General features: G+C 62.3%; 23 protein-coding genes and 1 tRNA gene. 6 read left to right on the forward strand and 18 right to left on the reverse strand.

Annotated features, from left to right (window positions below; translation table 11 throughout):
- Positions 1-150 precede the first annotated feature (150 nt).
- From secF to hinT, 9 genes are all read right to left on the reverse strand, one after another.
- On the reverse strand, positions 151-1,065 hold the full coding sequence (gene secF / locus C2U30_RS05145; RefSeq protein ID WP_029314368.1) for a protein translocase subunit SecF: 915 nt from the start codon (positions 1,063-1,065) through the stop codon (positions 151-153).
- Positions 1,066-1,174: 109 nt separating this feature from the next.
- Positions 1,175-2,977 (reverse strand): protein translocase subunit SecD, encoded by a 1,803-nt coding sequence (secD, locus tag C2U30_RS05150; RefSeq protein ID WP_029314367.1) that lies wholly within the window; start codon positions 2,975-2,977, stop codon positions 1,175-1,177.
- A gap of 148 nt (positions 2,978-3,125) precedes the next feature.
- Positions 3,126-3,593 carry a hypothetical protein gene (locus tag C2U30_RS05155; RefSeq protein ID WP_041212852.1) on the reverse strand — a complete coding sequence of 156 codons (468 nt, stop codon included), beginning with the start codon at positions 3,591-3,593 and terminating at the stop codon, positions 3,126-3,128.
- A gap of 106 nt (positions 3,594-3,699) precedes the next feature.
- Positions 3,700-4,560 carry a DUF6279 family lipoprotein gene (locus tag C2U30_RS05160; protein ID WP_042017226.1) on the reverse strand — a complete coding sequence of 287 codons (861 nt, stop codon included), beginning with the start codon at positions 4,558-4,560 and terminating at the stop codon, positions 3,700-3,702.
- Between the two features lie 51 nt (positions 4,561-4,611).
- The gene (locus C2U30_RS05165) at positions 4,612-5,475 is read right to left on the reverse strand and encodes a phosphotransferase (RefSeq protein WP_103243332.1); all 864 of its coding nucleotides are present in this window, start codon (positions 5,473-5,475) and stop codon (positions 4,612-4,614) included.
- A complete protein-coding gene (lpoB, locus tag C2U30_RS05170; protein ID WP_103243333.1) occupies positions 5,465-6,061 on the reverse strand; it encodes a penicillin-binding protein activator LpoB in 597 nt (198 codons plus the stop codon). The genes C2U30_RS05165 and lpoB overlap by 11 nt, the downstream gene beginning before the upstream one ends.
- Positions 6,061-6,459 carry a YcfL family protein gene (locus tag C2U30_RS05175; protein ID WP_010674345.1) on the reverse strand — a complete coding sequence of 133 codons (399 nt, stop codon included), beginning with the start codon at positions 6,457-6,459 and terminating at the stop codon, positions 6,061-6,063. The genes lpoB and C2U30_RS05175 overlap by 1 nt, the downstream gene beginning before the upstream one ends.
- 68 nt (positions 6,460-6,527) lie before the next feature.
- A complete protein-coding gene (locus C2U30_RS05180) occupies positions 6,528-7,949 on the reverse strand; it encodes a COG3014 family protein (protein WP_199767347.1) in 1,422 nt (473 codons plus the stop codon).
- Positions 7,949-8,299, reverse strand: a complete 351-nt coding sequence (hinT, locus tag C2U30_RS05185; protein WP_010674343.1) for a purine nucleoside phosphoramidase — start codon at positions 8,297-8,299, stop codon at positions 7,949-7,951. The genes C2U30_RS05180 and hinT overlap by 1 nt, the downstream gene beginning before the upstream one ends.
- Positions 8,300-8,555: 256 nt before the next feature.
- On the opposite strand from hinT, the gene C2U30_RS05190 reads away from it, so the two are divergent.
- On the forward strand, positions 8,556-10,568 hold the full coding sequence (locus C2U30_RS05190) for a methyl-accepting chemotaxis protein (RefSeq protein WP_041215416.1): 2,013 nt from the start codon (positions 8,556-8,558) through the stop codon (positions 10,566-10,568).
- 70 nt (positions 10,569-10,638) lie between these two features.
- Here C2U30_RS05190 and C2U30_RS05195 read toward each other — a convergent pair whose 3' ends face one another.
- Positions 10,639-11,523: a 6-carboxytetrahydropterin synthase gene (locus C2U30_RS05195; RefSeq protein WP_042883132.1), complete on the reverse strand. Its 885-nt coding sequence runs from the start codon at positions 11,521-11,523 to the stop codon at positions 10,639-10,641.
- A gap of 79 nt (positions 11,524-11,602) precedes the next feature.
- Here C2U30_RS05195 and C2U30_RS05200 point away from each other — a divergent pair, with 79 nt between their 5' ends.
- The 4 genes from C2U30_RS05200 (at position 11,603) to C2U30_RS05215 (ending at position 15,296) form a co-directional block, all read left to right on the forward strand.
- The gene (locus tag C2U30_RS05200; protein ID WP_039038976.1) at positions 11,603-12,946 is read left to right on the forward strand and encodes a dihydroorotase; all 1,344 of its coding nucleotides are present in this window, start codon (positions 11,603-11,605) and stop codon (positions 12,944-12,946) included.
- Positions 12,947-13,159: 213 nt separating this feature from the next.
- A tRNA-Pro gene (locus C2U30_RS05205) sits at positions 13,160-13,236 on the forward strand.
- A gap of 120 nt (positions 13,237-13,356) precedes the next feature.
- Entirely contained in the window at positions 13,357-13,833 is a 477-nt protein-coding gene (locus C2U30_RS05210; protein WP_233462593.1) for a CC0125/CC1285 family lipoprotein, read from the forward strand.
- 203 nt (positions 13,834-14,036) lie between these two features.
- Positions 14,037-15,296: a dicarboxylate/amino acid:cation symporter gene (locus C2U30_RS05215; protein ID WP_045525467.1), complete on the forward strand. Its 1,260-nt coding sequence runs from the start codon at positions 14,037-14,039 to the stop codon at positions 15,294-15,296.
- Positions 15,297-15,369: 73 nt separating this feature from the next.
- Here the strand turns inward: C2U30_RS05215 and C2U30_RS05220 are convergent, their stop codons facing one another.
- A complete protein-coding gene (locus C2U30_RS05220) occupies positions 15,370-15,816 on the reverse strand; it encodes a methyltransferase family protein (protein WP_010674336.1) in 447 nt (148 codons plus the stop codon).
- Between the two features lie 179 nt (positions 15,817-15,995).
- On the opposite strand from C2U30_RS05220, the gene alr reads away from it, so the two are divergent.
- Positions 15,996-17,222, forward strand: coding sequence for an alanine racemase (alr, locus tag C2U30_RS05225; RefSeq protein ID WP_103243334.1), 1,227 nt, complete (start codon positions 15,996-15,998; stop codon positions 17,220-17,222).
- Positions 17,223-17,276: 54 nt separating this feature from the next.
- Here alr and C2U30_RS05230 read toward each other — a convergent pair whose 3' ends face one another.
- The 7 genes from C2U30_RS05230 to C2U30_RS05260 all read right to left on the reverse strand — a co-directional run bounded on the left by C2U30_RS05230 (position 17,277) and on the right by C2U30_RS05260 (position 25,238).
- A complete protein-coding gene (locus C2U30_RS05230) occupies positions 17,277-18,221 on the reverse strand; it encodes a TerC family protein (protein WP_029314355.1) in 945 nt (314 codons plus the stop codon).
- Positions 18,222-18,671: 450 nt separating this feature from the next.
- Positions 18,672-19,667 (reverse strand): murein tripeptide/oligopeptide ABC transporter ATP binding protein OppF, encoded by a 996-nt coding sequence (gene oppF, locus C2U30_RS05235; RefSeq protein WP_103243335.1) that lies wholly within the window; start codon positions 19,665-19,667, stop codon positions 18,672-18,674.
- Positions 19,668-20,648, reverse strand: a complete 981-nt coding sequence (locus tag C2U30_RS05240) for an ABC transporter ATP-binding protein (RefSeq protein WP_039038983.1) — start codon at positions 20,646-20,648, stop codon at positions 19,668-19,670.
- Between the two features lie 110 nt (positions 20,649-20,758).
- Positions 20,759-21,670, reverse strand: a complete 912-nt coding sequence (gene oppC / locus C2U30_RS05245) for an oligopeptide ABC transporter permease OppC (RefSeq protein ID WP_103243336.1) — start codon at positions 21,668-21,670, stop codon at positions 20,759-20,761.
- 14 nt (positions 21,671-21,684) lie between these two features.
- Positions 21,685-22,605 carry an oligopeptide ABC transporter permease OppB gene (gene oppB, locus C2U30_RS05250; RefSeq protein ID WP_103243337.1) on the reverse strand — a complete coding sequence of 307 codons (921 nt, stop codon included), beginning with the start codon at positions 22,603-22,605 and terminating at the stop codon, positions 21,685-21,687.
- Between the two features lie 97 nt (positions 22,606-22,702).
- A complete protein-coding gene (locus C2U30_RS05255; RefSeq protein ID WP_103244653.1) occupies positions 22,703-24,322 on the reverse strand; it encodes an ABC transporter substrate-binding protein in 1,620 nt (539 codons plus the stop codon).
- A 280-nt stretch (positions 24,323-24,602) separates the two neighbouring features.
- Positions 24,603-25,238 carry a YchE family NAAT transporter gene (locus tag C2U30_RS05260; protein ID WP_010674328.1) on the reverse strand — a complete coding sequence of 212 codons (636 nt, stop codon included), beginning with the start codon at positions 25,236-25,238 and terminating at the stop codon, positions 24,603-24,605.
- Positions 25,239-25,790 lie beyond the last annotated feature (552 nt).

The following is a 25,790-nucleotide window of genomic DNA, read 5'->3' on the forward strand; positions in this document are numbered from 1 at the left end:
CTCGGCCGCGTCACACCCGCCGCCCCAACCCGGCCTTCGGGACCGCCGCCCCCCTCTGGCAGAATGGAAAAAGGAAGGCATTCGCCTTCCTTTTTTGCCCGGGGCGGCCGCACTGGCCGCCCATGTGCCCCGTGACGGGGCGCTCGCCGGTCACGCCGCCTCGGCCAGCTCCTCCTCTTTTTTCTGGTAGGCCTGGGGGGAAAGCCCCAGCAGCTCCTGCACGGTGGAGGCCACCGTGATGGAGGAGAGCGTCCCCACCAGGATGCCCGCGAACAGGGTGAAGGAGAAGCCGTAGAGGGCGTCGCCGCCGAACAGGAGCAGGGCCCCCACGGTGAAGAGGGTGGTGCCCGAGGTGATCATGGTGCGGCTGAAGGTGGCCTTGATGGCCACGTCCGAGCACTCGTGGATCCCCATACGGGTACGCGACCCCAGCAAGTCCCGCAGCCGGTCCGAGATGACGATGCTGTCGTTGAGGGAGTAGCCTATCACCGCCATCAGGCCCGCGATGACGTTGAGGTCGAACTCGATGTCAAAGAGCGCGAGCAGCCCGATGGCCACCAGACCGTCGTGCAGCACCGACACCAGGATGCCGATGGCCTGGCGCCACTCGAAGCGCACCGCCAGGTAGGCGGAGATGGCGAGCGAGGCCACCAGCACCGCCAGCATCCCCTGCTGGAACAGCTCCGCGCCCACCTGGGGCCCGACGATGGTGGTGCGCAAGAGCTCCACCGGCAGGGCGAGTTGCTGCCCCAGCATGGTCGCCAGATCCTCCGCCGCCCAGGGCAGCGCGTGGGGGGGCAGCTTGATGAGCCACTCGCCGGGCACACCGGCGCCGTGCAGCTCCACCACCCCCGCCAGGGGCGCCGTCAGCAGAGCGTTGAGCTCATGGGCCTCCTTCAGGGTCTGGATGCGAAACTCCAGCAGGATCCCGCCGGTGAAATCGAGCCCGAGGGCGAGCCCTTTTGTCGCAAGGACGGCCACGCAGGCCAGGGTCAGCAGCACGGAGGCCCACAGCCCGATATAGCGCCAGCGGGTCAGCCCCATGGCCAGGATCATTCTCAGCATTGTTCTTCCCTCGACGTCAGGTGGTACAGGCTTCCCGGCAGGAAGCGGTCGGTGCGCAGGTCATGCAGACTCACGGGCGCGGCGTCATGGTGATGAAGTCGGTTCATGGTCATACCCTCAGCAGCTTGGCGCGGCTGTTGCCCCACAGGGGGTTGATGATGGCGCGGGTGCCCCAGATGCCGGTCACCATGCTGGAGATGAGCCCCAGGATCAGGGTGATGGAGAAGCCCTGCAGCGGCCCGGAACCGATGGCATAGAGCACCACGGCGCAGATGAGGGTGGTGATGTTGGCATCGAAGATGGTGCGAAACGCCGAGCGATAACCAAAGTCGATGGCGTTGGCCAACGAACCCCCTTCCCGCAGCCGGTCCTTGATCCGCTCAAAAATCAGCACATGGGTATCCACCGCCATGCCGACGGTGAGCACCAGACCGGCGATCCCCGGCAGGGTCAGCACGGCGCCAGGCAATACCGCCAGCATGCCCACCTGCATCAGCAGGTTGGCGACCAGCGCCGTGATGGCGACCCAGCCGAACTTGCGATACCAGGCCATCATGAACAGCATCATGCCCGCCATGCCGAACGCCAGGGCGGTGAAGCCCGCCTCGATGTTCTGCAGACCCAGGGTCGGGCCTATGCTGCGCTCCTCCAGGATCTTCAGCGGCGCGGTGAGGGCCCCGGCCCGCAGCAGCATGGCAAGCTCCTGGGCCTCGGGCAGGCTGCCAATCCCGGTGATGCGGAACTGGTTGCCAAGGGCGGTCTGGATGGTGGCGACGTTGATCACCTCGCTTCGGGCGCGCAGCTTGCCTTCGGCGTTGGTCTTGTACTCGGTGAAGACGGTGGCCATGGGCTTGCCCACGTGCTGGCGGCTGAACTGGTTCATCTTGCTCCCCCCCAGGGTGTCGAGCACGATGTTGACCTGGGGCTGCCCCATCTCCCCCATGTTGGCGCGGGCATCGACGATGTGCTCGCCGCTCAGCACCGGCTGGCGGGCCAACCCCACTGCCTGGCCGCTGCGATCCGCCATGAAGAAGCGGCTGTCGGCCTTGGCTTCATAGAAGGCCAGGGACGCGGTGGCGCCGATCACCTCTTTCGCCTGCTTGGGGTTGTGCACCCCCGGCAGCTCGATGCGGATGCCGTCCTGCCCCTGACGCACCACCGAGGCCTCGACGATGCCGAGCTCGTTGATCCGCTTTTTCAGGATCGACAGGTTCTGGGTCACGGCGTTGTTCACCAGCAGGGTGCGCTCGGCGTCGCTCAGCACCAGGGTCAGTGCGTTGCCGGAACGGCTCAGTGTCCACTGATCCTGGCGGGTACCGGCACTCTCCTTGATGATGGAGAGCCAGGCCTCCTGCCCCGCCACGTCGGGCAGGGTGACGGCCACGCTCCCCTGGGCGGTGCGCATCACGCTGGCGCCGCGCAGGTTGGCCTCGCGAAAACGGGTGCGCAGGGTATCCACCAGGTTCTTGGTCTGGTTGTCGATGACGAAATCCACGTCCACCCCGATCAGCAGCTGGGAGCCACCGCGCAGGTCCAGCCCGAGCTTGATGGGGTCGGCGCCGAGCCGGCTGATCCAGGCCGGGGCGTTGGAGTAGAACTCCAGGGTCAGGGCGGCGCTGTCCAGCCCCTGCTGCTCCAGCAACTGCTTGGCCAGTTGCTGCTCCCCCTGGCTGGCGAACACCAGCGCCATCCGGCCACCCTGGGCGATCTGCTTGAGGGGGTCGATGTGGTTCTCGGCCAGCAGGGTGCGCTGCGCGTCGCTCAGGCGCGACTGGCCGTGCAGACCGAGGGAGGGCTGCTCACCGAAGAAGGTAGGCAGGGAATAGAACGCGAACGTGACCAGCATCAGCAGCAACAGGGCGTACTGCCACAGGCTCATGCGGTTCAACACGGTATGACTCTTTTTTCTCATGAAATCGGCCTCTGTCAGGCGATGGCAAGGGGCGACACCGGGGTCGCGCCGTGCAAAAAAATGAAACAAGACAGCCTAGCCGTTCACTAAAAGTGAACAGCAACAGAGAGAAGATGAGGCAACAGGTGGCAAGCTGACCCCATCGGGGTCAGGCGAGGAAGCTCTGGGCGAAGCGGTACTGCAGATGCCGGCGCTGCAGGCGGCGCCTGTGAATGCCGGCGAAGTGATCGCGAAAGCTCGTCCCCGGGTAGAAGAGGGCGGCATAGAACAGCAGGCCGCACAGCAGCAGCAGGATCGCCTGCTGGGACCAGCTCATCACCAGCTCGTAGACCACGCTGCCGGGCTGATGATCGCGGCTCAGGGAGTGCTCGAGGCGCAGCAGGTGATTCTGGTGGGAGCCGACGAACTTGACGATGCCATCGTCACTGCCGCTGACGCCGTGGGCCGCCGGGCTTGCGTCGGCAGGTGCCGCCCCCTCCGCCAGCGAGTGGGCCTGCTGGGCCGAGGGCTGGAACGCGGGTACCTTGACCCCCTCCACCGAGAGGGTAGAGAACAACAGTGCGAGGGTGATGAGCAGGGTCATCGCCGCCAGTTTCACGTTGTCGGTCAGGTTCAAAAGTTAATTCCCACACAATAGAAAGGGCAAGCTACCACAGCCTGCCCCACAAGAACAAGGGCGGCAGGCCCGGGGCCCGCCGCCCTTGTGTTGTCTCACCGCGTCCTCAGCGGCTGCGGGTCATGCCCTCGAAGTCCTCGGCATAGTCCTTGAGCAGGGTGTAGAGGTGGGCCCGCTGGGAGAGATCCATGGAGTGGCTGAGATCGCTCAGCCACTGGATGGTGCGCTGGCGGGACTGGTCCGTGTAGCCGGTGAAGCGGCCATCCATCAGGCCGTCCCCCTGCTGGAGCAAGCGAGTCAGTTCCTGGCCGAAATCCGGACTCTGGCGCTGTTTCATCAGCCGATCCAGCTCCTTGGTCCAGGCCTCCTGAAAGTCGAGCCAGGGGGCCATCATCTCGTATTGCCACTCGGCCCACTGCGTGATGAGGGGCTCCTGGGCCGGCTTCACCTTGCCAATCCAGAACACCAGGCGCTCGTTCATCTTCTCCCGAAAGCCCTTGATCATCTCGGCCTTCGACTGGGTGGCAAAATCGTGCTGGCGCTCCTGCTGGCGCTTCACCCGATCGGCCATGAAGCGAGCCACCTGATCGTCGGTCAGGGTCTTGGCGAGGCGCACCGTGCGGGGAATGGCGTTCTCCAGGGTACGGGTCAGGCTCGCCTGGGTTCTGTCCAGATGCAGGGTCACCTGGGCCGGGCTCATGGGGCTGGCCACCGCCTTGGCCAGGGCGTCGAGATCCCGGGCATAGATGGGTAGCTCATGCTGCCGGTGCCAGGCCATCAGCCCCTTCACCTCCTGGTCCAGCAGCTTCTTCTGGCTGCGGTCCAGGGAGAAGTAGTCGTCCAGTTGCCAGACGATGGCCGAGTCGAGCCAGTAGTAGATCACCCGGGTGGCGCAACCCGTCAGCAGCAGGCAGAGCAGCAGCAGGCTCCAGCTACGCGGTTGACGCCATGAGAATGTGGTCACCATGCATGCCTCCCATTCATTGAATACACGCGTCGCGCGGGCCGTTGCCTGGCATCACTCCAGGCGCTGGCGGTTGATGTCGATCAGGGCCTGATACTCGGGCCCGGGTTGCTGTTCGGCCATCAGCAGCGCCCACAGCAGGCCGATGTAATCGACCCAGGGCAGGAAGGCATCGGCCTGGAATCCCCGGGGCCCCAGCCCCGTCGGTGCCCCGTCCATGGCTTCAAGATAGCAGCTCTCCAACTGGCACCGCTGCTCTTCGCTCCAGCCGTGGGTGCGCTGAATGCTGGCGACCTCGAACCCCGGATGGCCGGCGGCGCCGTACTCCCAGTCGATGACCCAGGGCCGCGACCCCAACAAGTTAGCCGGATTGAGATCGTGATGGCAAGGGAGCCAGCAGTCGTCCGGCTCCCGGCTCGCGAGCAGGGCCCGCTCCAGCGCGGGCAGCCAGGGAGGGATATGGGCCAGACGCTGCCGATAACCGCCGCTGTGGGCCCGCACCGCCATCACCACGGTCGGCACCGGCAGGCGGTGCAGCCGCACCAGCACATCCGCCATCAGGCGGGGTTGCGCGGCGAGAGGCGGCGCCTGCTCGGCCCAGTTGGGTTCGTCGCACCACGCCAGCAGCATCAGGCCGGTGGCGGGATCGCCGTGATGACAGGGCAACGCCAGCCCCTGCCCCACCGCCCCCTGGTAGAGCTGCCACTCGGTGGCCCGGTCGATGCCAAGGCGCACCGGATCAGGATGACCGCGGCGCAGGAAGGCCTGCTCGCCAGTGGGGAGGCTGAGCCGGTAGTTGCCGTTGGTCAGGCCCTGGCCCAGCGGCTCAAGGCGCCCCTGATCCCAGGGCACCGGCAGGCTGGCGAGGAGCGCCAGCTCCGCCAGATCCCCCTGCCCCCGCGGGTCCTCACCAGCCAAAGGTGGACTTCTTGGCCTGTTTGCGGATCTCTTTCTGATCGGCCCACAGCAGTTCGCCGTTCTCCACATCCATCAGGTTCATGGTCATCTGGTAGTAGACGTCCTTCACCTTGCCGTTGTCCTTGACGATGCTGGCGAGGTTGCCATAGACCATGTAGCGGGCACCGGTCTGCTTGCCGAGCCGCACCATGGTGGCGGGATCCACCATGCCGCTGCCCTGCTGGTATTCGAGCTGCTGCTTGACCGCCGCCACCTTGCTCATGTCCACGAAGCGGAACTTGCCCGAGCGCAGCAGCTTGGTGCGGATAGTGTCGGTGATGGCCTCGGTGTCGATGTGCTCCGAGGTCTTGTTGCGGATGGAGTCCATGAACATCACCGGGCGGCCCCCGGAGGTGATCTCGCTGGTGGCCGGGGACGCCAGCATGGAATCCGCCATCTTGTCGGCGATGGCCTGCAAGTCGGAGGAGCCGTAATCGACGGTCACCGTCTCGGTCTCGGTGGGATCGCCATAGCTGACGGTGGTGCTGGAGCAGCCGCCCAGCAGCAGGGCGCCGGTCAGGATCAGCAGGGCATGATTCATTTTCATCAGTAGGATTCCTCCATCACTTCGCGAACGTAAATCCGGTAACCCCGTGCAGCCGGGCTCGGCGCCAGGGCGGACAGGGTGCGGGTCTGGTAGCCATGCAGCTTGAGGGGGGTCCAGCCGCGGCCATCGCTGGCCACCTCCTGCCCCGCGTCGTCATACCAGTAGAAGAGATATTGCAGCGTGTTGTCACCACGCTGGGTGCTGGCCGCCGCCACGTTGACCTGCAACAGGCCGTTCTGCTGGCGCCGGCTGAGTTCGGTCAGGGTGACGTTGACGTTTTGATGCTGCTCGGCCACCGCCGCCGCACCGGCCGCGCCATAGAGCGCCACGCCGGAAGTATTGGTGGCACAGCCCGTCAGCAGCAGAACCAGGCCCAGGGCCAACCCTTGTGCTTTCATCTTGTTCTCCTTGCCGGTGGCCGTCGGCCCGACCGGTCATTCATCTGAGTTGCCATATCCGGTTCCCCCTAGAGGGGCATCACCCGGGTCGTGAGACCGCTCCCCAGGCGCTGTACCCACACCAGGGTGGTGCGCCCGGCGTGGACGCTGAGTGGCAGGGTGCGCATGGCGCTGCCCGCCCCCAGGGTCAGGGTGACGTTCCCGGCCGGGACCATCCCCTGCCAGCTCGAGGCCTTGGCGGGCAGCGTCAGCCAGCTGCGGGTATCCGCCCGCTCCGAGAGGGTGTTGAAGATCCCCACCAGGATGTTGCCCACATCCCCCCCCTCCTTGGCGGCGGTGCGCCGCACCTGCTCCTTGGCCACCAGCCGCAGGGCCTGCCGGGTCAGCATGCCAGGCAGCCGCTCCTGCAGATCCTTGGCCGCCAGCGCCTCCAGCCTCACCAGCTCGCTGGTCTGCGCCACCCCCTTGCCCACCGACAGGGTGAGCGGGGAGCCGTCGCTGGCCCGATTGTCGTAATAGGGCACCGCCACGGTAAAGGTACGAAAATCGCCGCTGGAGGTGGAGATGGGCAGCGGCAGGAAGAGCTCACGGCGCGCCGGGATGAGGCCATCTTCAAACAGCACCACCAGCTGGCCCTGATCCTTGGCCAAGGGCGGCGCCTTGCGGCCCATCCGTTGCTCGGTCTCCTTGAGCTCCTCGGGAGAGCCGCGAAGCCGGGCCAGGCGCAGCAGGGCATCCTGCAGGCTCTGGTTGTCCGGCGCTATCTGGTAGCCGCGCTGGTAATCGACCCAGGCGTCGTTGAGATCCCCGGCCGCCTCGTAGAGCACGCCGGAGAAATAGAAGGTGTAGGCGTTCTGGAAACCGTTTTTCACCTGGCCTATCAGGCGATCGAGCTCGGGGGCGCCGCGCGACATCAGCTGGCGCATCTCCCCGGCTTCGTCCTCCTGCTCCCCCTCCTGCGCGGCCTTGCGCACCTCGTCGGCCCGCCGTTTAAGGGCCTGCTCCTGCACCTGATTGGCACGGCGCACCTCTACCAGGGCGCCGTCGGCATCTCCGCGCTGCAAGTAGTTGAGCGCCAGATAGTGGTGCAGCATGGTGCGCTCGTAATCGGGCGCCTGGTAAGCCAGGGTCTGATCGTTGGTGAGCAGGCTGCCCGCCTGGGCCAGTCCCTGGCTCAGGCGGTACTCGGCCTGATTGTCTTCCCACGCAAGCCGGCTGTCGGCGGCGGCAAAGGCCTGCTTGCTGGGGCCGTCCTGACCCGCCAGCCAGGCGATGCGCCCCTTCTCCAGCTGGTCGAGCACGAAGGTGTCGTCCCCCGGGGTCGATTCGCGCACCTCGGGCAGGGCCTCGGCGGCATGGCCCAGCAGCAGCTGGTTGCGCAAGGGCACCATCTGATCCGAGTAGGAGACGAACATGTCTTTCCACTGGGAGGCACAGCCCCCCAGCAGCAGACCGGCCAACAGCAGGCCGGTCGACGTGACGAGGCGCATCACAGGCTCAGCAGGGGTCCCAGAGGCTCGCCACCGACCAGGTGCAGGTGGATGTGATAGACCTCCTGCCCGCCGTGGCGGTTGCAGTTCATGATGAGGCGGTAGCCGTCCTCGGCGATGCCCGCGTCGCTGGCGAGCTTGCGGGCCACGGTGAACATCCGGCCCAGCGCCAGCTCGTGATCCGGCTCCACGTCATTGACGGTGGGGATGAGCACGTTGGGAATAATCAGGATATGGGTCTTGGCCTTGGGCTGGATGTCGCGAAACGCGGTCACCAGATCGTCTTGATAAAGGATGTCGGCGGGGATCTCCTTGCGGATGATTTTGCTGAAAATGGTTTCTTGCGCCATGGGTAACTCCTTTATAGGAAAAAGAAAATTCAATACAAAGCTCAAGCGGCTCCCAAACAGGCCGCCGCAACGCGCCAAGTGTGACACAAGCCGACATTTGGCACAGCCGTTGTCCCAATCGCTTCAGTTATTGTGAAGAATACCGATAGCGAGGAGACGTCCCGCGAACCACAACGGCATCCCCTTCGGGGCATGCAGGGTATCAAAGGGACGGGGTACTCAGGCAAGGGACTTTTGCACAGACAGCGGGACAATAATGAAACAAACAATGTCAGACCTCTCGATCCTACAGAGAGTCTATCTGGGCTTTGCCATCCTGGTCGCCGTCATGGTCGCCAGTGCGGTACTGACCTTTCGCGGCCAGAGCGAACTCAGCGGCGCCCTGGATCAGGTGACCCAGGAGTCCATGCCGCTGGTACTCGCCAGCAGCCAGACCCAGATAAGCCTGCTCAGCGCCAACAAATGGCTCACCGACGTGCTGACCGAGCAGGATCTCAAGCAACTGCCGGCGGAAGTGGCCGAGTTGCAACAGGCCAAGGGCCAGGTCGACAAGATGGTCGCCAGCCTCAAACAGCAGGTGGCGGTTCATCCCCAGTTGCAGGCGGACATGACTGCCCTCGTCAAGCTGGTGGATGACTACCTGCAACTGACCCAGACCCTGCCCGGCGAACACGAGGCCCTGCTCACCCGGCTGCACAAGGTCAATCAGGCCAAGGGCCAGTTCCAGGTCAGCCTGCCCCAGTTCAAGAAGAACCTGGGGGACATGATGGTCACCATCGACGACAGCTTCATCAAGATGCTCTCCGAGACCCTGACCACCAAGCTCTCCGCCATCGAGCTCTCCACCATGGATGCCCTCAACCAGAGCATCCCCGCCCCCATCGAGGCGGCGCTCAAGCGCAACAAGATGCAGATCGAGGGCTTCAACAGCACCATCAAGGATCTCCAGGGGGAGCTCAAGGACTTCGACAACAACATGGGCCACTACGTCCATGGCTTCGTGCGCGACACCACGGGCAATGACGGCGTGCTCTCCCAATACCTGGCCCTGATGAAGCAGCAGCAGGCCATGCGCGAGCAGAGCAAGCAGGCGAGCCAGCTCATCCTCAGCATCCAGAACAAGCTGGAAGGGATCACCGCCCAGAGCCAGCAGCTGATGAACGCCAGCATCCAGGCCTCCGATCGGGTGCAGACCCAGAGTACCCTGACCCAGGGGATCAGCATCGCCATCGCCATCTTCGTCGCCATCCTGGTGGCCTTCACCCTGGGCAAGGCCATCCGCCGCCCCCTGAAAGAGCTGCTGCGGGTGCTGACCGAGGTGACCCAGGGCGACATGACCCAGCGCGTCGGCTTCAAGAGCCAGAACGAATTCGGCCAGCTCGCCAGCCAGATCAACCTGCTGATCCACCAGATGGGGGATGTGCTCAAGCAGCTCTCCCAGGCTTCGACCCAGCTCAACAGCGCCGCCCACGACAACCGCCACACCACCGAATCGGTCCGGGCGGATCTGGAAAAACAGCGTCAGGAGACCGCCTCGGTCGCCGCCGCCATGACCCAGATGGAGGCCTCGGTGCGGGAGGTGGCCCAGGCCGCCAACCAGACCCTGGAGCGGGTGCAGGATGTGGAGAAGGCCTCCGAGATGGGGCGCAAGGTGATGGCAGGCAACATCACCACCACCCACCAGCTCGCGGGCAAGCTGCAGCAAACCGGCAAGGTGATTGGCGACGTGAGCGCCATGAGCGGCCAGATTGGCAACATCCTCGACGTCATCCGCGGCATCGCCGAGCAGACCAACCTGCTGGCCCTCAACGCCGCCATCGAGGCGGCCCGTGCCGGCGAGCAGGGACGCGGGTTTGCGGTGGTGGCCGACGAGGTGCGCAACCTGGCCGGTCGCACCGCCCAGTCCACCAGCGAAATCCAGACCATGATCGAGAACCTGCAGCAAGGCGTCGCCAGGGCAGTCAACGTGATGCAGGAGTGCTCCCGCGAGATGGACAGCTGCGTGGATCAGAGCTCCCAGGCCAACAACGCCATGGAAGAGGTGCAGGGCATCGTGGTGCTCATCAGCGACATGTCCAGCCAGATAGCCTCCGCCGCCGAGCAGCAGCAGGCCACCAGCGCCGACATCGCCACCAACCTCAACCGCATCTCCGACATCTCGGATCTCAACTATCAGGGCATAGAGCGGGTCGCCGAGACCAGCCAGCAGCTCGACTCCCTTGCCGAGCAGCAGGAGGGGCTGGTCCAGCGCTTCCGCCTCAGTGCCTGATGGCCACGACCCGATACGACAAGGCCCCGCATTGGCGGGGCCTTGCTTTTTACTGGCATGCGGCGCGGGATCAAGCGTAGGCGATGGCGCCCTTGCCGACCCCTTCATAGGCGACAATCTTGACGAACTTGTCCCCTACCTGCTTCTTCACCTCGCGGGCGATGTAGTGGGCCAGCAGCTCGATGGTGGTGTCGGTGTCGATCATCTCCACCTCCGCCGCCGGCATGGCGAGCTGGAACAGCCCCTGGGGCGCCACGTACTTGAAGCCGATGTAGTGCGCGTCCCCTTCTTTCAGTGACGCCTCGGCCCGCTCGCTCAGGGCGAGTTCGCCAAGAGCCACTCTGTCCTCTTCGGTGCCCAGGTAGATGTCGGCCCAGCGCTCGGCCCAGTTGAACTCCAGCTCCTCGTCACGCTCCCCGTCCACCAGGATCTCGACGGGAGAGCGGTGGCCGTGGGCGATGCGCTGGCAGTTGCCGTCGTGCTTCTTGAGGCCGTGGCTGTAGTGGTAGAAGGCGCCCTCGATGCGCTCCTGGCGCAACGTCAGGGAGAGATCCTTGATGTTGCCGGGCAGACGCTTGGCCAGTACCCCCAGCAGATAGCGGGTCACCGACTCTTTATCCACCTGGGGGGCGGGAATGAAGGCAAACCCCTGGGCCGGGCAGCGCAGGTGGATGGCGCGACCCGGACGCAGCAGATCCACGGTGCTCTCGTCGTTCTCCAGCGCGTGGACATGGACCAGGGGACATTCCGTCGGCACCAGCAGCTTGTGATCCACCTCTTCATCGATGATCGACTTGATGAGCTTCTTCACCCGACCGAAGTCCAGCAACATGCTCATCTCGTTGAGCTCGCCACTCATCTCGATGTCCACCAGCCAGCTCTCGCCCACCATGCCGCGGCGCTCGCATAAATAGCTGGAATCGATCACAGTCAAATCTCTAACAAATAACTTCATTACTCAGGCCTTGCTACAGAGAAAGTGCAGTTTGCGATATTATGACCCCGGATTATCGGCAAAGGAACTGGAACCCCCCATGAACAAATTGCTTATCAAGAATGCCACCCTGGTCAACGAAGGCCGCATCTATGCCTCCGACGTCCTGATCGAGGGTGAGCGGATCGCCCGCGTCGCCCCGGACATCAGTGCCCCCGATGCCGTGGTGATCGATGCAACGGGCCGTCATCTCATCCCCGGGATGATCGATGACCAGGTCCACTTCCGGGAGCCCGGCCTGACCCACAAGGGAACCATCGCCAGTGAATCCCGGGCCGCCGTGGCCGGTGGCACCACCAGCTTCATGGAAATGCCCAACGTCAATCCCCAGACCACCACCATCGACGCCCTCGAAGCCAAATACCAGATCGCCGCCAACTCCGCCGCCGCCAACTACAGCTTCTACCTGGGTGCCACCAACGACAACCTGGAAGAGATCAAGAAACTCGATCCCAAGCAGTCCTGCGGCATCAAGATCTTCATGGGGGCCTCCACCGGCAACATGCTGGTGGACAACCAGGAGACCCTGGCAGCCATCTTCCGCGAGAGCCCGGTGATGATCGTCACCCACTGCGAGGACACCCCGTCCATCAAGGTGCTGGAAGACGAAGCTCGCGCCAAGTGGGGCGAAGACGTGCCCATGCGCGAGCACGGCCGCATCCGCAGCGCGGACGCCTGCTACAAATCCTCCAGCATGGCGGTCTCCCTGGCCAAGCAGTACGGCGCCAAGCTGCACGTGTTGCACCTGACCACGGCGAAAGAGCTCTCGCTCTTTACCGCCACCCCGGATCTGAAGGATCTCAAGGACAAGAACATCACCGCCGAAGTGTGCGTCCACCACCTCTTCTTCAACGAGGCGGACTACGACACCCTGGGCAGCCAGATCAAGTGCAACCCGGCGGTGAAGAGCGCTGCCGACCAGCACGCCCTGCTGGATGCGGTACGCAACGACGTACTCGACATCATCGCCACCGACCACGCCCCCCACACCTGGGAAGAGAAGCAGAACAGCTACTTCAAGGCGCCGTCCGGCGTGCCCCTGGTGCAGCACTCCCTGCAGGCGCTGCTGGAGCTCTACCACAACGGGGTCTTCAGCCTGGAAACCATCGTCAAGAAGACCTCCCACGCGGTGGCCGAGCGCTTCCAGGTGCAGGATCGCGGCTACATCCGGGAAGGCTACTTCGCCGACCTGGTGCTGCTGGATCTCGGCAAGCCCTACGTGGTCACCGACAGCAACCTGCTCTACCTGTGCGGCTGGTCCCCGTTCAACGGCTACCGCTTCCAGAGCACCATCGAGATGACCCTGGTGAACGGCCAGATTGCCTGGCAGAACGGCCAAGTCACCGACAAGGTATTGGGCAAGCGTCTCACCTTCAACCGCTGATCTCGGCTTGAGAGCATCACGCCAAACGGCCACCTCCGGGTGGCCGTTTTTCCTGCAAGACAGCGGTGAAGTGCCGACAAAATGCACCACTGGTCGCACTTTGATCCAAAGTTGCTCGCAAAGCAGGCAAACGATCTCGAACCTGGATTTCCCCTGTTGACAGGGTCGGGGCATCTCCATAAACTCCCTCCCCGTCAGCCGAGCTGACTCCGTCGGTGTGTAGCGCAGCCAGGTAGCGCATCTGCATGGGGTGTAGAGGGTCGGAGGTTCGAATCCTCTCACACCGACCAAATTCCCCGAGAAAGGCCTTGTCAGACGACAAGGCCTTTTCTTTTATGGTCTTCCGCCGCGATTGTCTCTCCGATCCCTTTGTGCTGTAGTAAAACCCCCTTTGCCAAGCGGCCCGCATCATGTTGCCTTCCCTTCGTACTTTCTGCACCCTTGCCCTCAGCGCCCTGCTGGTCGGCCAGCTCGCGGGCTGCGCCACCGCCTATGACAGTGAAAAATCGTTCTGGAATGGCCAGACCGGTTTTTCACAGACCCAGCTTGGCCCGGCCCGCTGGCAACTGGAGTTTGTGGGCAACGATCTGGTGGACAGGGAAACGGCGCGCAAATACGTGCTCAAGCGGGCCGGTGAGGTGGCACTGGCAAAGGGATACCCCTGGATTCAGGTCGAGACGCTGACCCTGTCGCGGGATGCCGTCAGGGTCACCCCGACCCGCCCCCAATTCGGGTTCGACGAGTACGAGCCAGACACCTTCATGGACGACATGCAGGTGGAACATCGCACCTCGGCCCTGCTCGTCTTCACCCTGGAGGCCAACCCCCGGGACGCGCAGAGCATGGAAGCCGTTTATCTCGCAAAAATTAAAATAAACAGCGATTAATACAAATAAATCACAAGATGCATATCAAATGCAGCTAATAACAGCACAAAACTCCGAAACAAGTCACTGGATTTCCCCTTCGCGATTAGGCATTCTCCAGCACACCGGCTGTCTGGATTCCACCGCCCGGATCACAAAAAAGGACTGAGGCGGCCCCTCGCCGCCTGCACAGGCATTGCACCTATCGAAACCGGAACTCCCCCATGAAAATGAACAAGTTGACCGTTGCCATCCTCATTGCGATGTTGCTTGGCATCGTGACCGGGCAGGGTTATCGCCTGCTCGCGCCCGCACAGGCCGCAGGCTTTGCCGATGACATCACCCTGCTGACCGACATCTTCCTGCGCCTCATCAAGATGATCATCGCCCCCCTGGTGTTCACCACGCTCGTGGTCGGCATCGCCAAGATGGGCGACACCCGCACCGTGGGCCGCATCGGCGTCAAGACCCTGGGCTGGTTCATGCTCGCCTCCCTGATGTCCCTGACCCTGGGGCTGGTCATGGTCCACCTGATGCAACCTGGGGTGGGGCTCTCCCTCTCCCTGCCCGATGACGGCACCAGCTCAGGCGTGGTTGCCACCGCCATCTCCCTCAAGGATTTCGTGACCCACGCCATCCCGAAAAGCGTGGTCGAGGCGATGGCCACCAACGAGATCCTGCAGATCGTGGTCTTCTCCCTCTTCTTCGGGCTGGCCGCCGCCGCCCTGGGGGACGACGCCAAGCCCGTGGTCAAGCTGATGGCCAGCGGCGCCGAGATCATGCTCAAGGTGACCGGCTACGTGATGAACTTCGCCCCGTTCGCGGTGTTTGGCGCCATCGCCGCCATGGTCGCCAAGGAGGGGCTCGGCATCCTCGCCACCTATGGCACCTTCATGGCCCAGTTCTATCTGGCGCTCGGCTGCCTCTGGCTGCTGCTCATCGCCATGGGCAGCCTCTTCATCCGCCGCCGCATCCTGACCCTGCTCGCCCTCATCCGCGAGCCCATCCTGCTGGCCTTCTCCACCGCCAGCTCCGAGGCGGCCTACCCCAAGACCCTGGACAGGCTGGAGAAATTTGGCTGTGACAAGCGCATCGCCAGCTTCGTGCTCCCCATGGGCTATTCCTTCAACCTGGACGGCTCCATGATGTACTGCACCTTCGCGGTGATGTTCATCGCCCAGGCCTACGGCATCGAGCTCTCCACGGCCCAGCAGATCACCATGCTGCTGCTGCTGATGGTTACTTCCAAGGGAATGGCCGGGGTGCCCCGCGCCTCCCTGGTGGTGATTGCCGCCACCCTCAACCAGTTCCACATCCCGGAAGCGGGCATCCTGCTGCTGCTCGGTATCGACCACTTCCTCGACATGGGGCGCTCCGCCACCAACGTGCTGGGCAACGCCATCGCCGCGAGCGTGGTAGCCAAGAGCGAAGACAGCCTGGGGGAGACCGCCCCCCTCGGCGAGGTGGACACCGCCAAGGCGTGATCCCCCCTTACCCCCATGACAACGGCCCGCCTCTGCGGGCCGTTGTCATATGCCTGATGGGGCACACCGCGCCTCAGCACCAGCGCCTGACCTGTCGGCAATAGTCATCATAGGCATCGCCGAATTGTCGCCGCAGCGCCTGCTCCTCCGCCAGGATCTGGAAGCGGGTAAGCCAGCCCCAGAGCAGCAGCGGCCCGAGCCACACTGCCATGCCTCCCAGATAGCACGCCAGCGCCAGGGTCCAGCAGAGCAGCCCCAGGTACATGGGATTGCGGCTGATGCGATAGACGCCCCGGGTCACCAGCACCCGGCTGCTCTCCAGCCGCTGGGGGTGCACGGTGGTGCGCTGCTGCCAGAAATGCAGAAGCGCACCGCCTCCCAGCAGGGCTCCCGCCAGCCACAGCGTGGCGACCAGCACCAGCCACAGGGGCGCTGCCCTCCCCTCGCCCCGCCCCAGCCACATGGCGAGCACGATGACGACGAACAGCAGCAACGGTGGAATCCGCAACGTCAGCTTCATATTTTCTTCCTGCAACACGTGCCACGATTGACGCCGTTGAGATACACTCCCAGAGTCGGCATCTGGATAAAAAGTGAAATATATCATTAGCATAGCAACATGCTATGACCAGCCATGCCGCAGCTCGCCTCAGCGATGAGCCCAGCCTCAACTCAAGACAATAAGAAAGGACTTGCCCCATGCACAAGAAAACACTGCTCGCGACCCTGATTTTTGGCCTGCTGGCCGGCCAGGCGGTCGCCGCCCCCTATCTGCCGCTCGCCGACGACCACCGCAACGGTCAGGAACAGACCGCCGCCAACGCCTGGCTGGAAGTGGATCTCGGTGCCTTCGAGCACAACATCCAGACCCTGAAGAATCGCCTCGGTGACAAGGGCCCGCAGATCTGCGCCATCATGAAGGCGGACGCCTACGGTCACGGCATCGACCTGCTGGTCCCTTCCGTGGTCAAGGCAGGCATCCCCTGCATCGGCATCGCCAGCAACGAAGAAGCACGTGTTGCCCGCGAGAAGGGCTTCGAAGGTCGCCTGATGCGGGTGCGTGCCGCCACCCCGGATGAAGTGGAGCAGGCCCTGCCCTACAAGCTGGAAGAGCTCATCGGCAGCCTGGAGAGCGCCAAGGGGATCGCCGACATCGCCCAGCGCCATCACACCAACATCCCGGTGCACATCGGCCTGAACTCCGCCGGCATGAGCCGCAACGGCATCGATCTGCGCCAGGACGATGCCAAGGCCGATGCCCTGGCCATGCTCAAGCTCAAGGGGATCACCCCGGTCGGCATCATGACCCACTTCCCGGTGGAGGAGAAAGAGGACGTCAAGCTGGGGCTGGCCCAGTTCAAGCTGGACTACCAGTGGCTCATCGACGCCGGCAAGCTGGATCGCAGCAAGCTCACCATCCACGCCGCCAACTCCTTCGCAACCCTGGAAGTGCCGGAAGCCTATTTTGACATGGTGCGCCCGGGCGGCATCATCTATGGCGACACCATTCCCTCCTACACCGAGTACAAGAAGGTGATGGCGTTCAAGACCCAGGTCGCCTCCGTCAACCACTACCCGGCGGGCAACACCGTCGGCTATGACCGCACCTTCACCCTCAAGCGCGACTCCCTGCTGGCCAACCTGCCGATGGGCTACTCCGACGGCTACCGCCGCGCCATGAGCAACAAGGCCTATGTGCTGATCCATGGCCAGAAGGCCCCCGTCGTGGGCAAGACTTCCATGAACACCACCATGGTGGACGTCACCGACATCAAGGGGATCAAACCCGGTGACGAGGTGGTCCTGTTCGGACGCCAGGGTGATGCCGAAGTGAAACAATCCGATCTGGAGGAGTACAACGGTGCCCTCTTGGCGGACATGTACACCGTCTGGGGCTACACCAACCCCAAGAAGATCAAGCACTAAGCAAATTGCTGACATGAAAAAGGGCTCCCGAGGGAGCCCTTTTTATTGCACCGTTCACGCCGCCTTTTTGCGGGTCATCAGCAGACTCAGCCCCATGGAGGCCAGCAGGATCAGCGCCACCACGCCAAGGGCGATGCCGGTCGGTATCTTGAAGATATCGAGCAGCAACATCTTGACCCCGATGAACATCAGGATCAGCGCCAGGCCGTATTTGAGCAGGGCGAAGCGATCGGCCACCCCGGCCAGCAGGAAGTACATGGCGCGCAGCCCCATGATGGCGAAGATGTTGGAGGTGAGCACGATGAAGGGATCCGTGGTCACCGCGAAGATGGCCGGGATACTGTCCACCGCGAAGATGAGGTCGCTCACCTCCACCAGCACCAGGATGAGCAGCAGCGGGGTCGCGTAGCGCACACCGTCACGCCAGACGAAGAACTTCTCTCCCTCCAGCGTCTCGGTCACCTTGAAGCGACGACGCATCCAGCCGAGCAGGGCATTGTTCTCGAGATCCGGCTCCTTGTCGGCCGCCCACAGCATCTTGGCACCGGTCAGCAGCAGGAAGGCCCCGAACAGGTAGAGGATCCAGTGGAACTGCTCGATGAGCCAGCTGCCCGCGAACACCATGCCGGCGCGCATCACGATGGCCCCCAGCACCCCGTAGAGCAGGACCCGGCGCTGCAGCTCCGCCGGAATGGCAAAGTAGCCGAACAGCATCAGCCAGACGAAGACGTTGTCCACCGCCAGTGCCTTTTCGATGAGGTAGCCGGTGAGAAACTCCAGCCCCTTCTGGTTCGCGATCTCGCGCCCGGCACTGTGATCCAGCCAGAGCCAGATGGCCAGGTTGAACAGGAGCGCCACGCTGACCCAGATGAGAGACCAGATGCCCGCCTCTTTCAGCGACACCTTGTGCGCCTTGCCGCCACCGACAAAGCGGATATCAATCCACAACAGGACCAGCACTATGCTGAAGAAACCGGTCCACATCCACCATTCACCCATTTTCACTTCTCCCAAAACGACAAAACCCACGGCCGGGAGGCAGTGGGTTCGCGTTTGGAGCAGATACACCTTGCCTCTCGGCAAGGTCTCACTTACAGCCGATTGACATCGACTGCCCGGCTGCCGGGTGCACTGCAGGATATGGGTGCACCGTAATGACGACAAACCGGCGAGAAGTTACTCCCCTTGTGCGGCGGATAGTAGCAGCGACAACCGCTGGCGCCAAGAGGCATCTCATCCCCCATGCAATAAAAAGGGCGCCAGCACGCGCCCTTCTCGATACGGTTCTCCTTAGAACCTGTTTACGAGCTGTCGCGAGAGGTCGTCAACAAGGTAAAGAGCAGCGCAGGAACCGGAATGTATATGAATACATGAGCACTCTTTGTTACAAACAAGCGAGCAGCGCATGAGCCTTGATCACGGCCTCGCAGCAAGATCGTTAACAGGTTCTCAGAGCGGATCCACCTTGAGACAGGAAACCGCGTGGTCGAAGTTGCCCTCGAGCTGGGGCCGGGTCTTGGCGCACTCCGGACCTGCCACCGGGCAGCGGGTACGGAACACGCAACCGGAGGGCGGATTCATGGGGGATGGCAAGTCCCCTTCCAGGATCTGGATGACCTTGCTGCGCTCCAGATCCGGATCCGGGATGGGGACCGCCGACATCAGCGCCTTGGTATAGGGGTGCAGGGGATTGGCGAAGATCTCCTTGCCGGTCCCCAGCTCCACCGCGTTGCCCAGGTACATCACCAGCACCCGATCGGAGATGTGTTTGACCACGGAGAGGTCGTGGGCGATGAAGATGAGGGAGAGCCCCATCTCCTTTTGCAGGGATTTGAGCAGGTTCACCACCTGAGCCTGGATGGAGACATCCAGCGCCGAGACCGGCTCGTCACAGATGATCATCTTGGGCTCGAGGATGAGCGCCCGGGCGATGCCGATGCGCTGGCACTGGCCGCCGGAGAACTCATGGGGGTAACGGTTCACCAGGTTGGGCAGCAGGCCCACCTTGGTCATCATGGCGCGCACCTTCTCCTTCACCTCTTCCCGGGAGAGATTGGGATAGAAGGTGACCAGGGGCTCGGCGATGATGTCCCCGATGGTCATGCGCGGGTTCAAGGAGGCCAGCGGGTCCTGGAAGATCATCTGGATCTCCTTGCGCTTCTCCCGCAGCGCCCCCTGCTCGAGCTTGGTCAAGTCCTGCCCCAGCCACACCACCTTGCCGTCGGTGGCCGGCACCAGGCCGATCAGGGCCCGGGCGAAGGTGGACTTGCCACAGCCGGACTCCCCCACTACGCCCAGGGTCTCCCCTTCGTAGAGGCGCAGGGTCACCCCGTCCACCGCCTTCAGGGCGGAGGGCTTGGCCCAGGGCCAGGCCTTGTCACTCTTGATATGGAAGTGAACCTTGAGGTCGGACACTTCCAGCAGCAGTTTCTTGTCAGTACCCATTTAGTTCACTCCCTTGATCATGGCATCCGATACCCAGTGGCACGCCCGCTCCCGGCCGTCGTTGAACGGTGTCAGGATCGGCGATTGCTGGCCACAAATCTCGCTCACCCGGTGGCAACGCTCCTGGAAGGGGCAGCCGGTGGGCAAACGCAGCAGGTTGGGCGGATTGCCCGGAATGGTGGGCAGCTCTTCCCCTTCGGTGTCGAGGCGGGGAATGGCGCGCAGCAAGCCTTCGGTATAGGGGTGGCTCGGGCGATAGAAGATATCGTTGACCCGGCCGTACTCCATGGTCCGGCCTGCATACATCACCAGCACCTTGTCGCAGATGCCGGCCACGACGCCAAGATCGTGGGTGATCATGATGATGGCGGTGTTGAACTCGCGCTTGAGCTCGTTCATCAGGGTCATGATCTGGGCCTGTACCGTCACGTCCAGCGCCGTGGTCGGCTCGTCAGCGATGAGCAGCTGCGGCCGGCACAGGAGCGCCATGGCGATCATCACCCGCTGGCGCATGCCGCCGGAGAACTCGTGGGGGTACATGTTCATCCGCTTGCGCGACTCGGGGATCTTCACCGCGTCCAGCATGCGCACCGACTCCTCGAAGGCAGCAGCCTTGGTCATCCCCTTGTGCAGCATCAGCACTTCCATCAGCTGATCCTTGACCTTCATGTAGGGGTTGAGCGAGGTCATGGGGTCCTGGAAAATCATGGCGATCTTCTCGGAGCGGATCTTGTTGAGCTTGTGCTCCGGCAGATTCAGGATCTCGTCCCCCTGAAACTTGGCCGAGCCGGTGATGACACCGTTCTTGGCGAGCAGCCCCATGATGGCAAAGGCAGTCTGGGACTTGCCTGAGCCTGATTCCCCGACGATCCCCAGGGTTTCGCCGGCAGAAAGAGAAAAGTTGAGGTCGTTGACGGCGACCACATTGCCGTCCGGGGTCTTGAACTCGACCCGCAGATCTTTCACATCCAGTAACTTCATATCAGCACTCCTTATCGCGCTGTCGTGATGCCGGCCTGCCCATCCCGCGAGCGCAGTGCGCTCTCTGAACGGGTCTTATGGCCCCTTGGCGTCTTGCCTGTCCCTTGGTATCAGCGATCCTTTGGATCCAGGGCATCACGCAGACCATCCCCGAGGAAGTTGAAGCAGAACAGGGTCACCACCATGAAACCGGCGGGGAACAGGAGTTGCCAGATGGCCACTTCCATCGACTTGGAGCCTTCATCCAGCAGGGCACCCCAGCTGGTCATGGGCTCTTGCACCCCGAGGCCCAGGAAGCTCAGGAAGGATTCGAACATGATCATGCCCGGCACCAGCAGGGTGGCGTAGACCGCCACTATGCCGAGCACGTTCGGCACTATGTGACGGGTGATGATCTTCCACTTGGAGACGCCGCAGACGTGGGCCGCCTCGATGAACTCCTTGCTCTTGAGGCTCAGGGTCTGGCCTCGCACTATCCGCGCCATGTCGAGCCAGCTCACCGCGCCGATGGCGAGGAAGATGAGGGCCAGGTTGCGACCGAAGAAGGTCACCAGCATGATCACGAAAAACATGAAGGGGAAGGCGTTGAGGATCTCGAGAACCCGCATCATCAGGCTGTCGACCCGGCCGCCGATGAAGCCGGAGGCGGCGCCATACAGGGTGCCGATGATGACGGCCACCAGGGCCCCCATGATGCCGACCATGAGCGAGATGCGCCCGCCGAGCAGGGTGCGCACGAACAGATCGCGCCCCAGGCTGTCGGTGCCGAAGTAGTGCCCCGTCTCCATGTCGGGGGCGGCCTGCATGGCGCCCCAGTCCGGATCGTCGAAGGTATATTGGGACAGGTGCGGCCCCACTATCACCGCCAGACCTATGATGGTCAGGATGATGAGGCTGGTCAGGGCCGCCTTGTTGCGCAGGAAACGGCGACGGGCATCCTTCCACAGGGAGCGTCCTTCCACCACTTCCACTTGCTGGGCGAACGCCTCGACGGCTTCGCGTTTTTCAGTTGTGACTACCATGATGTACTCCCGGCTTAATAACGGATCTTGGGATCGATGACGGCATAGAGAATATCGACCACGGCGTTAAAGGTAATGGTCAGGGCGCCGACCAGAATGGTCAGGCCGAGTACCATGGAGTAATCACGGTTCAGCGCTCCGTTGACGAACAGCTGACCTATGCCAGGCAGACCGAAGATGGTCTCTATCACCACGGAGCCCGTGATGATGCCCACAAACGCCGGGCCCAGATAGGAGACCACCGGTAGCATGGCCGGACGCAGCGCGTGTCTGAGGATGATGTGGCGCAGCGGCAGCCCCTTGGCGCGGGCGGTACGGATGAAGTTGGAGTTCATGGTCTCGATCATGCTGCCACGCATGATGCGGGAGATGGCGGAGATGTAGTACATCATCATGCCGAACACCGGCAGCACCATGAACTGCACCCCGCCCCCCTGCCAGCCTCCCGCCGGGAACCAGCCCAGGTAGATACTGAAGAAGAGCACCAGCAAGGGCGCCAGCACGAAGCCGGGGATCACCACCCCGGCCATGGCCGACGACATCAGCAGATAGTCGATGAGGGTGTTCTGTTTCAGGGCCGCAATGGTGCCGAAGGTGACCCCCAGGGTCACTGCCAGCAGGAAGGCGACCGAGCCTATCTTGGCGGAGACAGGCAGGGCCTGGCTCACCAGATCATTGACGGTGAAGTCCTTGTATTTGAAGGAAGGCCCCAGATCCCCCTGGACCAGGTTGCCGAGGTAAGTGAGGTATTGCATGCCGATGGGCTTGTCCAGGCCATATTTGGCTTCGATGTTGGCCAGGACTTCCGGCGGCAGGGCGCGTTCGCTGGTGAAGGGGTTACCCGGGGCGAAGCGCATCATGAAGAAGGAGACGGTGATCAAGACCAGCAGAGTCGGGATCGCTTCCAGTAGACGTTTAAGGATGAATTTCAACATAGACATTTCCTGTCCTGTACTGCTTCCAAAGGGTCGCGGTTGTAATAAAGGCCCGCCGTCTGGCGGGCCCTGCTTGTTATGCGACTTGTTTCTTTACTCAGTGAGCAACGATGTACATGTCTTTGCTGTAGATGTTGTCCAGCGGGTTGGCCGGGTAGCCGCCCACGTAGGGCTTGACCATGCGGGAGGTCACGTACTGATAGATGGGGGCGATCGGCATGTCCTTGGCCAGGATCTCTTCGGCCTGGACATAGAGCTTGTTGCGCGCCTCGGCATCCACCTGGTTGCGGGACTCGCTCATCAGCTTGTCGAACCTCGGGTTGGAGTATTTGCCGTCGTTGTTGCCGTGAGTGGTCTGCATCAGATCCAGCATGGAGGAGGCTTCGTTGTAGTCGGCAATCCAACCACGACGGGCCACATCAAACTGGCCTTGCTTGAGCGTCTCCAGATAGGTCTTCCACTCCTGGTTCACCAGGCTCACCTGCACGCCGAGCTTCTTCCACATGGAGGCGACGGCCACGGCCACCTTCTTGTGGTTGTCGTCGGTGTTGTAGAGCAGCTCGAACTTGAGCGGGTTGCCCGGGCCGTAACCGGCTTCGGTCAGCAGCTCTTTCGCCTTGGCATCGCGCTCTGCCTGGGTCAGCTTGGACCAGGATGGTGCCACCGGCTTGAAGCCGTCCACGAAGTCGGGCACCAGGGCATAACCCGGGGTCTCACCCTTGCCCATCACCTTGTCGGCGATCACGTCGCGATCGATGGCGTAGGTGAGCGCAGTACGCACCCGCACGTCATCATAAGGTTTGCGCTTGGTGTTGAAGGTGTAGTAGTAGGTTCCCACATAGCCGCTCACCTTTACTTCGTCCGGCAGCTCTTTCTTCATCTGCTTGAAGCGTTCGATGGGCATGTTGTAGGTCAGATCCACTTCGCCAGCCAGATAGCGATTCAGCTCGGCGTTGGTGGACTGGATGGGCAGGTAGGTCACCTTGTTGATGACGGTCTTGCCGTTGTTCCAGTAATTGGGGTTGCGCTCGACGTCGACACGCTCGTTGACCACCCAGTCCTTCAGCACGTAGGCACCGTTGGATACCATGTTGCCGGGCTGGGTCCACTTGTCACCGAACTTCTCGATCACCTTCTTCGGGACCGGATAGGTGGTGGTGTGGGAGAGCATGCTGACGAAGTAAGGCACCGCCTTCTCCAGCTGCACCTCGAAGGTGTGATCGTCCACCGCCTTCACGCCCAGGGTGTCGGCCGGCTTCTTGCCCGCGATGATGTCGGAGGCATTGATGATGGTCGGGATCTCCATGTACCAGGAATAAGGAGAGGCCGTCTTGGGATCCACCGCGCGCTGGAAGGCAAAGACGAAGTCATGAGCGGTGACGGGATCCCCGTTGGACCACTTGGCATCCTTGCGCAGGTGGAACACGTAGTGTTTGTTGTCCTTGGTTTCCCAGGACTCGGCGACGCCGGGCAGGGTTTCGCCCTTGGGGCCGGAGGAGACGAGACCTTCGAACAGGTCACGCAATACGTTGGATTCGGGGGTACCTTCCACTTTCTGGGGATCCAGGGTGGCGGGTTCGGAACCATTGCCCTTCACCAGGGTTTGCTCGGGAGCAAGCTTGGTACCGGCGGGGACATCGGCGGCGTGAGCCAGGGTGGCGCCACCGAAAAGTGCAGTCAATAAAAGGGTATTAATAATTGTTTTTCTATGAGTCATTTCCATACTCCAACAAGAACATTCCATGCATTTGTTATCCACGAGACAAACACCTCGCTGCCCGCATAATTCCCTGACAATTCTGATAATGCAATAGATATCATCAGGAACAGGCCGCTTTCATGGTCAAAAAAACAACTTAAAACCATTTATTCAGCATTTAAATATCCCGCAGCGGTCGTTTTTCGTACAAAGCCGCTCGATTCTAGGAAATGACCAACAAAAAAGAAACAATAAAAAGCCGGTCACAAGGACCGGCTCCGACAAAAACGGACCTGGCTCACACCAGACCGGGGAAGACTCCCTTGATGCCCGCCACGATGATCTCGATGCCAAGGGACATCATGATGAGACCCATGATACGGGTCACCACGTTGATGCCGGTGTTGCCCATCAGCTTGAACAGCAGGGGAGCGGCGCGGAAGATGAGCCAGGAGCAGCAGGCAAACGCCACCACCACCACGAACATGCCGGCCATCTGGGGCAGGGTCTTCTGGCTGGCATAGACGATGGAAGAGGAGATGGCACCGGGTCCGGCCATCAGCGGCAGTGCCAGGGGCACCACGGCAATGGATTCACGCGCAGCCAGTTCACCCTTCTCCTGCTTGTTGTGCTTCACCTCCCCCAGCTTGCCCTGCAGCATGGACCAGGCGATCAGGGTAATCAGCGAGCCACCGGCAATGCGAAACGACGCCAGGGAGATGCCGAAACTGTCGAGGATGAGCTGTCCCATGCACATGGAGACCATCAGGATGATCATCACGGCAATGTGGGCGGTGGTGTTGGTCTTGCGTCGCTCCTCCGGCGACATGTGGCCCGTCAGGCTCACAAAAACCGGCAACAGACCCAGCGGGTTGATGATCGCAAACAGGCCGACGAAAAATTTCAGGTATAAAGAGAAGTCTATTGCTGCCATAGGCGCCATCCAGAACCAATACGAGCCACAAGGGGCCAGCCCCCAAACTGCGCGTAAATTTACACCATGGCTTTTCCCTTCTCCAATCAAATAATCTCACCCTTACCGGGGCTTTTTAGTTAGTTCCGCTAATGTATCGATAAAATTCAACATATCGGGTTGTTAAGGGAGAGAGGCCGCCATTAACATCGCCGGGTGCCATGGCAGCGCGTTATATCAACCCTCAGCCAAGAAACGATATTTTCGGCAAATGGCACCCTTGCTTCTCACCACGCCTGCTTGCCGCCCCCACCCGCTCCTGTGACCCCGATTTTTGGCCTTTCTCACCCTGGTGCGGCGCAAGCGGGGCCCGCTGTGAAGAGGTGACGCGCTCCCTGCCACCGCCAGATGTGCTGTTTCGCCAGGGCGACTGGATGAAAACAACAACCCCTTTCTCAACATAAATGAAACGTCAGGGGAGTGGACGTTCTGCCACCATCACGGCGATACCGCCTCCTCCATCCCGGTCAAGGCGAGAATTCATCGGACCCCCTTCCCTGAACAGATATTCCA

Origin of the sequence: Aeromonas sp. ASNIH5 (assembly GCF_002902865.1) — a bacterium.
Classification (GTDB): Bacteria; Pseudomonadota; Gammaproteobacteria; order Enterobacterales; family Aeromonadaceae; genus Aeromonas; species Aeromonas caviae.

What these genes read in the sequence shown, in the direction of transcription:
- secF (WP_029314368.1), bottom strand. Translation starts at nt 1,065, where the DNA reads ATGCTGAGAATGATCCTGGCCATGGGGCTGACCCGCTGGCGCTATATC.
- secD (WP_029314367.1), bottom strand. Translation starts at nt 2,977, where the DNA reads ATGAGAAAAAAGAGTCATACCGTGTTGAACCGCATGAGCCTGTGGCAG.
- C2U30_RS05160 (WP_042017226.1), bottom strand. Translation starts at nt 4,560, where the DNA reads ATGGTGACCACATTCTCATGGCGTCAACCGCGTAGCTGGAGCCTGCTG.
- lpoB (WP_103243333.1), bottom strand. Translation starts at nt 6,061, where the DNA reads ATGAAAATGAATCATGCCCTGCTGATCCTGACCGGCGCCCTGCTGCTG.
- C2U30_RS05175 (WP_010674345.1), bottom strand. Translation starts at nt 6,459, where the DNA reads ATGAAAGCACAAGGGTTGGCCCTGGGCCTGGTTCTGCTGCTGACGGGC.
- C2U30_RS05180 (WP_199767347.1), bottom strand. Translation starts at nt 7,949, where the DNA reads ATGCGCCTCGTCACGTCGACCGGCCTGCTGTTGGCCGGTCTGCTGCTG.
- hinT (WP_010674343.1), bottom strand. Translation starts at nt 8,299, where the DNA reads ATGGCGCAAGAAACCATTTTCAGCAAAATCATCCGCAAGGAGATCCCC.
- C2U30_RS05190 (WP_041215416.1), top strand. Translation starts at nt 8,556, where the DNA reads ATGAAACAAACAATGTCAGACCTCTCGATCCTACAGAGAGTCTATCTG.
- C2U30_RS05195 (WP_042883132.1), bottom strand. Translation starts at nt 11,523, where the DNA reads ATGAAGTTATTTGTTAGAGATTTGACTGTGATCGATTCCAGCTATTTA.
- C2U30_RS05200 (WP_039038976.1), top strand. Translation starts at nt 11,603, where the DNA reads ATGAACAAATTGCTTATCAAGAATGCCACCCTGGTCAACGAAGGCCGC.
- C2U30_RS05210 (WP_233462593.1), top strand. Translation starts at nt 13,357, where the DNA reads ATGTTGCCTTCCCTTCGTACTTTCTGCACCCTTGCCCTCAGCGCCCTG.
- C2U30_RS05215 (WP_045525467.1), top strand. Translation starts at nt 14,037, where the DNA reads ATGAAAATGAACAAGTTGACCGTTGCCATCCTCATTGCGATGTTGCTT.
- C2U30_RS05220 (WP_010674336.1), bottom strand. Translation starts at nt 15,816, where the DNA reads ATGAAGCTGACGTTGCGGATTCCACCGTTGCTGCTGTTCGTCGTCATC.
- alr (WP_103243334.1), top strand. Translation starts at nt 15,996, where the DNA reads ATGCACAAGAAAACACTGCTCGCGACCCTGATTTTTGGCCTGCTGGCC.
- C2U30_RS05230 (WP_029314355.1), bottom strand. Translation starts at nt 18,221, where the DNA reads ATGGGTGAATGGTGGATGTGGACCGGTTTCTTCAGCATAGTGCTGGTC.
- oppF (WP_103243335.1), bottom strand. Translation starts at nt 19,667, where the DNA reads ATGGGTACTGACAAGAAACTGCTGCTGGAAGTGTCCGACCTCAAGGTT.
- C2U30_RS05240 (WP_039038983.1), bottom strand. Translation starts at nt 20,648, where the DNA reads ATGAAGTTACTGGATGTGAAAGATCTGCGGGTCGAGTTCAAGACCCCG.
- oppC (WP_103243336.1), bottom strand. Translation starts at nt 21,670, where the DNA reads ATGGTAGTCACAACTGAAAAACGCGAAGCCGTCGAGGCGTTCGCCCAG.
- oppB (WP_103243337.1), bottom strand. Translation starts at nt 22,605, where the DNA reads ATGTTGAAATTCATCCTTAAACGTCTACTGGAAGCGATCCCGACTCTG.
- C2U30_RS05255 (WP_103244653.1), bottom strand. Translation starts at nt 24,322, where the DNA reads ATGACTCATAGAAAAACAATTATTAATACCCTTTTATTGACTGCACTT.
- C2U30_RS05260 (WP_010674328.1), bottom strand. Translation starts at nt 25,238, where the DNA reads ATGGCAGCAATAGACTTCTCTTTATACCTGAAATTTTTCGTCGGCCTG.